Consider the following 7,433-nt stretch of genomic DNA (forward strand, 5'->3'; position numbering starts at 1 on the left):
GAGTACTGATGAACGTCGGTCTCGCGGGGCGAGACGAGGAGTGAGACGACTGCGTCACTTCTGGCGCTTGTAGAACGGCAGCGCGACGACCTCGTAGGGCTCGTGGGTGCCGCGGATGTCCACACCTACACCCTGGGTGCCGGGCGTGGCGTGCGTCGCGTCCACGTAGGCCATCGCGACCGGCTTCCCGAGGGTCGGGGACGGGGCGCCGGAGGTGACCGCGCCGATCACCACGCCGTCCTTGACGACGGACATGCCCGCGCGGGGGACCCGGCGGCCCTCGGCGACCAGGCCGACGAGCTTGCGCGGCGGGGCGGTCTCGGCGCGCTCGGCGGCGGCCTCCAGGGCCTTGCGGCCGACGAAGTCGCCCGGCTTCTCGAACTTCACGACGCGGCCCAGGCCGGCGTCGAAGGGGGTGAGGGCGGTGGTCAGCTCGTGGCCGTACAGCGGCATGCCCGCCTCCAGGCGGAGCGTGTCACGGCAGGACAGGCCGCAGGGGATCAGGCCGACGCCCTCGCCCGCCTCGGTGAGCGCCTTCCACACGCCCTCGGCGTGCTCGGGCTTCAGGAACAGCTCGAAGCCGTCCTCGCCGGTGTAGCCGGTACGGGCGATCAGCGCGGGCACGCCCGCGACCGTGCCGGGCAGGCCGGCGTAGTACTTCAGGCCGTCCAGGTCGGCGTCGGTGATCGACTTCAGGATGCCGGGGGACTCCGGGCCCTGGACGGCGATCAGGGCGTACGCGTCGCGGTCGTCGCGGACCTCGGCGTCGAATCCCTCGGAGCGGGCCACGAGGGCGTCCAGGACGATCTGGGCGTTGGAGGCGTTGGCGACCACCATGTACTCGGTCTCGCCGAGGCGGTACACGATCAGGTCGTCGAGGATGCCGCCGTCCTCCTGGCAGATCATCGTGTAGCGGGCGCGGCCGTTGCCCACCGTGGAGATGTTGCCGACGAGGGCGAAGTCGAGCAGGTCGACGGCCTGCGGACCCGTCACCGTGATCTCGCCCATGTGGGAGAGGTCGAAGAGACCCGCCTTGGTGCGGACGGCGACGTGCTCGTCGCGCTCGCTGCCGTACCGGAGCGGCATGTCCCAGCCGGCGAAGTCGGTCATGGTCGCGCCCAGCGAACGATGCGAGGCATCGAGGGCGGTCAGACGGGGGGCAGTGCTCATGAGGGTGGCTCCCGGGTCCCAAGGGCGTGATCGGTGACGAAACACATGACGGCGAGGACGTCCTCCCCATCTGTCATGGAACCTGAGAGGTTCACCGAGAGCATCTCGTCTCCGAGAGATCGGCTTGCACCTTGGGTGGGGACACGGCAGGGTGTCCCGCTTTTCAGATCTGCCTCATCCGCGCGGTACGGGGCCTGAGAGATTCAAGGGAGGGTCTTGCTCCTTCGGCGTCCGGACACGCGGTGCGGTCCGGAACTCTCCCGCGCGGATTCGAGCGGCCGGTATGCGATTGTGTGGCGACTGTGCGCGCCTGGCGGGCACATCATTGCACGCGAGCTCGGCGGGGCATATCGCTTGTGTCCCATTACCGTTTCTTTACACTTTGTGGGCAAGGGTCTCCCAGGGCCCGGCAGGGGGAGAAGCGATGAGGATCCAGCACAGCGGCGCATGCGCGTCGAGTACGGACATACCGTCCCAACGGGCCCGCGCCAGGACCCGCGGCCGCGGCCGGCTCCTGCGCGACCTGCGCGAGCGCGGCGGCCGCGGCCCCCGCGCCCTCACCTTCGCGGCCGGCGACCTCGTGGTCGTCTCCGGACTCCCCGGCAGCGGCAAGTCGACCCTCATCAAGCGCGCCGCCGAGGGCGCCGGCATCGACTCCCAGGACGCCCGCGAGCGCTGGGAGGCCCGCATGCCCCGCCTCCTGCCGTACGCCGTCTACCGCCCCCTGGTCCGGCTCGCGCACTACGCGGGGCTGCGCCGCGCCCTGCGCTCCGGCGCCGGAGTGGTCGTGCACGACTGCGGCACCCAGTCGTGGGTGCGCGGCTGGCTCGCCCGCGAGGCCCGCCGCCGCGGCCGGTCCCTGCACCTGGTACTCCTCGACGTCCCCCCGGACACCGCCCGCGAGGGGCAGCGCGCCCGCGGCCGGGGCGTGTCCGCCTACGCCTTCGCCCGGCACCGGCGAGCCGTCGGCCGGCTCGTCGAGGCCGCCGAGTCCGGTCGCCTCCCGCACGGCTGCGCCTCCGCCACCCTGCTCGACCGGGACGCGGCGAACGCCCTGCGGAAGATCGGCTTCCGGGAGACCGCCTGACGGACACCCCGGGGCCCGCGGTCCTTCGTTCCGTACCCTTTTGGCCACGACGGCGCGGAGGCGGCGTTAGGGTGCTGCCGGGGCGGCCGGTGCGGCAGGCCGTGCGAGAAGGGGAAACGCGACCGTGGACGTGACGTGGCCGGGCAACGAGCTCGAAGAGGTCCTTGTCGCCTCACTGGGCGACCCGGCGGCCGGAGGCCGGTTGGTCGAGGTGCTCGGACGCAGCCCGATCTGGGTCCCCCTGCCGAACGGCGGCGGGCCCGACAGCACCGACCTCGACCTCCCCACCATGGAGATCGAGGGTGCGGCCTACGTCCCCGTCTTCAGCTCCGAGCAGCAGTTCCTCGCCTGCGTCGGCAGCCACATGTCCTTCGCCGTCGCGCCCGCCCGTGACTTCGCCCGCGGCCTGCCCCCGCAGCTCGGCATCGCGGTGAACCCCGGCGGAACCGTCGGCGTGCCGCTGCCCCCGCCCGCCGTCGCCGAGCTCTGCCGCGTCGGCCGCACCCCGCTCGACGGCCCCGCCAGCGGCGGCCGGGTCCGCCTCTTCGAGCCCGACTGGCAGGACGACCCCGTCGACTTCCTCGCCGCCGCGTCCGCCGAGTTCGAGGCCGCCGGCGTCGTCACCACCGCCCGCCGTGCCCTCGCCAGCGTCGAGGGCACCGAACCCGCCCTCTTCATCGGCGTCCAGCTCGCCGCCTGGGACGGTGTCGACCGCAACGCGCCCCTGGACGCCCTCGGCCGCGCCCTGGGCCGGGTCGAGGTCGCGTGGCCGGTCAACCTCATCCTGCTCGACATGGCGCAGGATCCGGTCGGCGACTGGATGCTGGAGCGGGTGCGCCCCTTCTACCGGCGTGCCGCCGGGTGACGGACGGCCTGTCTAAGCTGAACTGAATCGGCAGCCGGACGAACACCGGCAGCCGGACGATCGTGGTGAACGGAAGAGGGGTGGGACCCAGGGTGAGCGCGTCAGGCACCGCTGCGGCCGGAACGGTCGAGCACATGCTGCGCCAGGTGGCACCCGGACGCTACGACGCGTACGAGCAGCTCCTGCACGCCCTCGCCGACGGCGAGCTCTGGATGCTGCTCTGGCACGGCACGCCGGGCGCGTCCGACGCCCAGTACGGGAACATGGAGGTCGACGGCTTCGGCTACGCGCCCTGCGTCACCTCCGCCCAGGAACTCGCCGCCTCCGGCTGGAACCGCGCCCACGAGCTCGCCACGGGCCGCGAGATCGCCCGCGCCCTCTACCCCGACCGCTGGGGCGTCTGGCTGAATCCGCACGCCCCCGGCGGCGGTGTCGGCATCCCCTGGGCCGACCTGCGCCGGATCGCCACCGGCCTCGACCGGATGCCCGCCGGGCCGCTGCGGGTCACCGAGCCCACCCTGGAGATCCCCCAGTTCTACGCCCTGCTCACGCAGAACGCGCACCGCACCCCCGTCGTCCGGGCGCTGCGCCGCGGCTGGGTGCAGCCCGCGCTCGGCTCCCCGTACCTCGTCATCGGTCTCGATCTGTACGACACCTCGGCGGCGGCCGTCGACACGGTCCGCGCCATGATGCGCCAGTCCATCGGCGCCGTGCCCGACGGGCTGCCCGTCTCGACGGTCGCCCTCTCCGACGCGTACGACCCGGTGGCCCTCTGGCTGCGGGCGAACGGACGGCCCTTCTACGACCGCGAGGCGCACGCCGGGCGCGGCTCCGCGCCCGTACCCGGATACGGCTACCCGCCACCGGCGCCGTCCGGATACTGAGCCCGGACACCGTCCGGATACTGAGAAGCCCCGCTTATCGCGTCACGCCCCACCGGCCTCCGGAGTTCGCTCCGGAGGCCGTCGTTCGCCCCAATTCAGCACCTCGAACGCCTGGTTGTGCTACATGTCCGATTGGGGGGAAGAGGACCCGAGATGGTCCGCTCACGTGATCGCGACGTCCGGATAACGGAAGTCACAGCACCGCATCACGTTTGAGCAAACATTCCCCGTCAGGGCTGGCGGGTGATCACAAACGCATTGAAGACTCCCCGGAACACCGGGCGTTCGGCTCCTTTCGAGCGGGTGCCCAGCAGGTTGTTCCACCGAGCCGCTACCCGCGGCGGGCAAGGGCCGGCTACCGGCGGCCGAGAGGGGTCCTCACCACGATGACGGCACCACTGCGCGAGACGAGTGCGGACGAGTCGACCGCCACCGTCGACGCCGCGCCCGACGCATCCGGCACACCGGACAACTCCGGCAAGGCGATCGAGGGCCGCTCGCCCTGGAAGATCGCCTGGACCCGCCTCAAGCGCGACAAGCTGGCCCTCGCGGGCGCCTTCGTCGTCCTCTTCCTCGTCCTGGTCGCGCTCTTCGCCCCGGTCATCGTCGGCCTCCTCGGCCACCCGCCGGACGAGTTCCACGAGGACCAGATCGACCCGCTCTTCGGCACCCCGATCGGCTCCTGGGGCGGCGTCAGCTCCGAGTTCCTCTTCGGCGTCGAGCCCGTCAACGGCCGCGACGTCTTCAGCCGCATCGTCTACGGCACCCGGATCTCGCTGCTCGTCGCCGTCGCGGCGGCGGTCTTCGCCGTCGTCCTCGGCACCGTCCTCGGCATCGTCGCGGGCTACTTCGGCGGCTGGATCGACGCGGCCCTCAGCAGGGTCATGGACGTCATGCTCGCGTTCCCCCAGCTGCTCTTCACGATCGCCCTGGTCTCCGTCCTGCCGAACTCGCTCCTCGGCCTCGACGGCTCAGGCGTCCGCATCGCCGCCCTGATCGTGGTCATCGGCTTCTTCGGCTGGCCGTACGTGGGCCGCATCGTCCGCGGCCAGACCCTCTCGCTGCGCAACCGCGAGTACGTCGAGGCCGCCCAGAGCCTGGGCGCCGGCCGGATCTACATCCTGCGCCGCGAGCTGCTGCCCAACCTGATCGCCCCGATCACGGTCTACGCGACCCTCATGATCCCCACCAACATCCTCACCGAAGCGGCGCTCAGCTTCCTCGGCGCGGGCGTGAAGCCCCCCACCGCATCGTGGGGGCAGATGCTGTCGACGGCCATCACCACCTACGAGGCGGACCCGCTCTTCATGGTGATCCCGGGCCTCGCGATCTTCATCACCGTTCTGGCGTTCAACCTCTTCGGCGACGGCGTGCGTGACGCGCTCGACCCGAAGGGCTCCCGCTGACCGTTCGCCGACACGCAAGACCCGCCCCTGCCGCTGGCGACAGGAGGCCCACCCCAAATCGGCGGACCGCCGTATCGGCCGCCACTACCCGGAGGTTGCGAGACCCATGATGAGCTCTCAGAGGCGCAGAATCGCCGCAGGCGCGCTGCTCGCGGCGGCCACGATGGTCGTCACCACCGCCTGCGGCGGCGGCACCGAGACCGGTGGCGACAAGGGCAAGACCGGCGCGGCCGGCTTCAACGCCGCCGTGAACAAGGTCGCCAACGCCTCCGACAAGAAGGGCGGCGAGCTGAAGTTCATCGGCTCGCAGGACGCGGACTTCTGGGACCCGCAGCGCGGCTACTACGGCTTCATGTGGGACTTCTCCCGCTACTACACGCGCCAGCTGGTCACCTTCAAGGCCGAGCCGGGCGCCGCCTCCACCGAGCTCGTCCCGGACCTCGCCACCGACGCCGGCAAGGTCTCGGCCGACGGCCTCACCTACACCTTCACCCTGAAGGACGGGGTGACCTGGGAGGACGGCAAGCCGATCACCTCCAAGGACATCAAGTACGGCATCGAGCGCATCTGGGCCCAGGACGTCCTCTCCGGCGGCCCGATCTACCTCCAGCAGGTCCTCGACCCCAAGGGCGAGTACAAGGGCCCGTACAAGGACACCTCCGCGGACAAGCTCGGCCTCAAGGCGATCGAGACCCCGGACGACAAGACCATCATCTTCAAGCTGCCGGTCGCCAACGGTGACTTCCTGCAGATGCTGGCCATGCCCGCCGCCTCCCCGGTCCGCCAGGACAAGGACACCAAGGCCAAGTACACCCTGAAGCCGTTCTCGTCCGGCCCGTACAAGTGGGAGTCCTACACTCCCAACAAGTCCCTCAAGCTCGTCCGCAACGACAAGTGGGACGCCAAGACGGACACCGTCCGCAAGGCGCTCCCGGACAAGATCAGCGTCACGTTCACCACGAACGCCGACGACATGGACAACCGCCTGATCGAGGGCGAGTACGACCTCGACCTCAACGCGACGGGCATCGGCTCCGCCGCCCGCCAGAAGGCGCTCCAGCAGCACAAGGGCAACATCGACAACCCGCAGACGGGCTTCATCCGCTACGCGGTCTTCCCGCAGACGGTCATCCCCAACATCGAGTGCCGCAAGGCCATCATCTACGCGGCCGACTCGAAGTCCCTCCAGACCGCCCGCGGCGGCCCGCAGGCCGGTGGCGACATCGCCACCAACATGCTGCCGCCGGCGATCAAGGGCGCCGACCCGAAGGCCGACCCGTACGGCAAGCTCGGTGGCGCGCCGGACCTCGCCAAGGCGAAGGAAGCGCTGAAGAAGTGCGGTAAGCCGAACGGTTTCAAGACCACCATCGCGGTCCGCAACAACAAGAAGATCGAGATCGCGACCGCCGAGTCCCTCCAGCAGTCGCTGAAGGCCGTCGGCATCGACGCCCAGATCGACCAGTTCGACGGCGCCCAGACCTCCGGCATCATCGGTTCGCCGAAGGTCGTCAAGGACAAGGGCTACGGCATCATCATCATGGGCTGGGGCGCCGACTTCCCGACCGGCCAGGGCTTCCTCCAGCCGCTGGTCGACGGCCGCTTCATCCTCCAGAGCGGTAACAACAACTTCTCCGAGCTGAACGACAAGGCCGTCAACGGCCTGTTCGACCAGGCGCTGAAGGAGACCGACCCGGCGAAGGCCGGCGAGCTCTACAAGCAGATCAACACCAAGGTCTCGGAGGCCGCGGTCTACCTGCCCTTCACCCACGAGAAGAACATCATCTGGCGCAGCTCCCGGCTGACCAACGTGTACACGGCGGACGCCTACAACGGCCGCTACGACTACGCGTCGCTCGGCGTCGTCAAGTAATCCGCTCCGCTTCACCGGCGCACCACCCGCCGCCAGGTCCGAAGGGCAGGTGATGGCCGAGGGCGGCGGGCCGGGGGGCCGCACGGGGGGCCCCCCCGCCCGCCCCCCGCCCCCCAGCGAGTTTAAAAAAAAAGCAGGGGCAAAGCACAAA

General features: G+C 70.5%; 6 protein-coding genes and 1 riboswitch. Of the genes, 5 read left to right on the forward strand and 1 reads right to left on the reverse strand.

Translation table 11 applies throughout. From position 1 onward, the window contains the following. Window positions 1-54 precede the first annotated feature (54 nt). Entirely contained in the window at window positions 55-1,170 is a 1,116-nt protein-coding gene (gcvT, locus tag ACFWUY_RS35755; RefSeq protein WP_384119817.1) for a glycine cleavage system aminomethyltransferase GcvT, read from the reverse strand. A 173-nt stretch (window positions 1,171-1,343) separates the two neighbouring features. After that, window positions 1,344-1,443: riboswitch (glycine riboswitch) on the reverse strand. 151 nt (window positions 1,444-1,594) lie between these two features. On the opposite strand from gcvT, the gene ACFWUY_RS35760 reads away from it, so the two are divergent. The 5 genes from ACFWUY_RS35760 to ACFWUY_RS35780 all read left to right on the forward strand — a co-directional run bounded on the left by ACFWUY_RS35760 (window position 1,595) and on the right by ACFWUY_RS35780 (window position 7,282). Next, the gene (locus ACFWUY_RS35760; protein WP_384119819.1) at window positions 1,595-2,257 is read left to right on the forward strand and encodes an AAA family ATPase; all 663 of its coding nucleotides are present in this window, start codon (window positions 1,595-1,597) and stop codon (window positions 2,255-2,257) included. 124 nt (window positions 2,258-2,381) lie between these two features. Beyond that, window positions 2,382-3,122, forward strand: coding sequence for an enhanced serine sensitivity protein SseB (locus tag ACFWUY_RS35765; RefSeq protein WP_384119825.1), 741 nt, complete (start codon window positions 2,382-2,384; stop codon window positions 3,120-3,122). Between the two features lie 92 nt (window positions 3,123-3,214). Beyond that, a complete protein-coding gene (locus tag ACFWUY_RS35770; protein ID WP_384119829.1) occupies window positions 3,215-4,006 on the forward strand; it encodes an enhanced serine sensitivity protein SseB C-terminal domain-containing protein in 792 nt (263 codons plus the stop codon). A gap of 386 nt (window positions 4,007-4,392) precedes the next feature. Beyond that, entirely contained in the window at window positions 4,393-5,412 is a 1,020-nt protein-coding gene (locus tag ACFWUY_RS35775) for an ABC transporter permease (RefSeq protein WP_384119833.1), read from the forward strand. A 106-nt stretch (window positions 5,413-5,518) separates the two neighbouring features. After that, window positions 5,519-7,282 carry an ABC transporter substrate-binding protein gene (locus ACFWUY_RS35780; protein WP_384119836.1) on the forward strand — a complete coding sequence of 588 codons (1,764 nt, stop codon included), beginning with the start codon at window positions 5,519-5,521 and terminating at the stop codon, window positions 7,280-7,282. The last annotated feature ends 151 nt before the right edge of the window (window positions 7,283-7,433 follow it).

Origin of the sequence: Streptomyces sp. NPDC058664, assembly GCF_042716635.1 — a bacterium.
GTDB lineage: Bacteria > Actinomycetota > Actinomycetes > Streptomycetales > Streptomycetaceae > Streptomyces.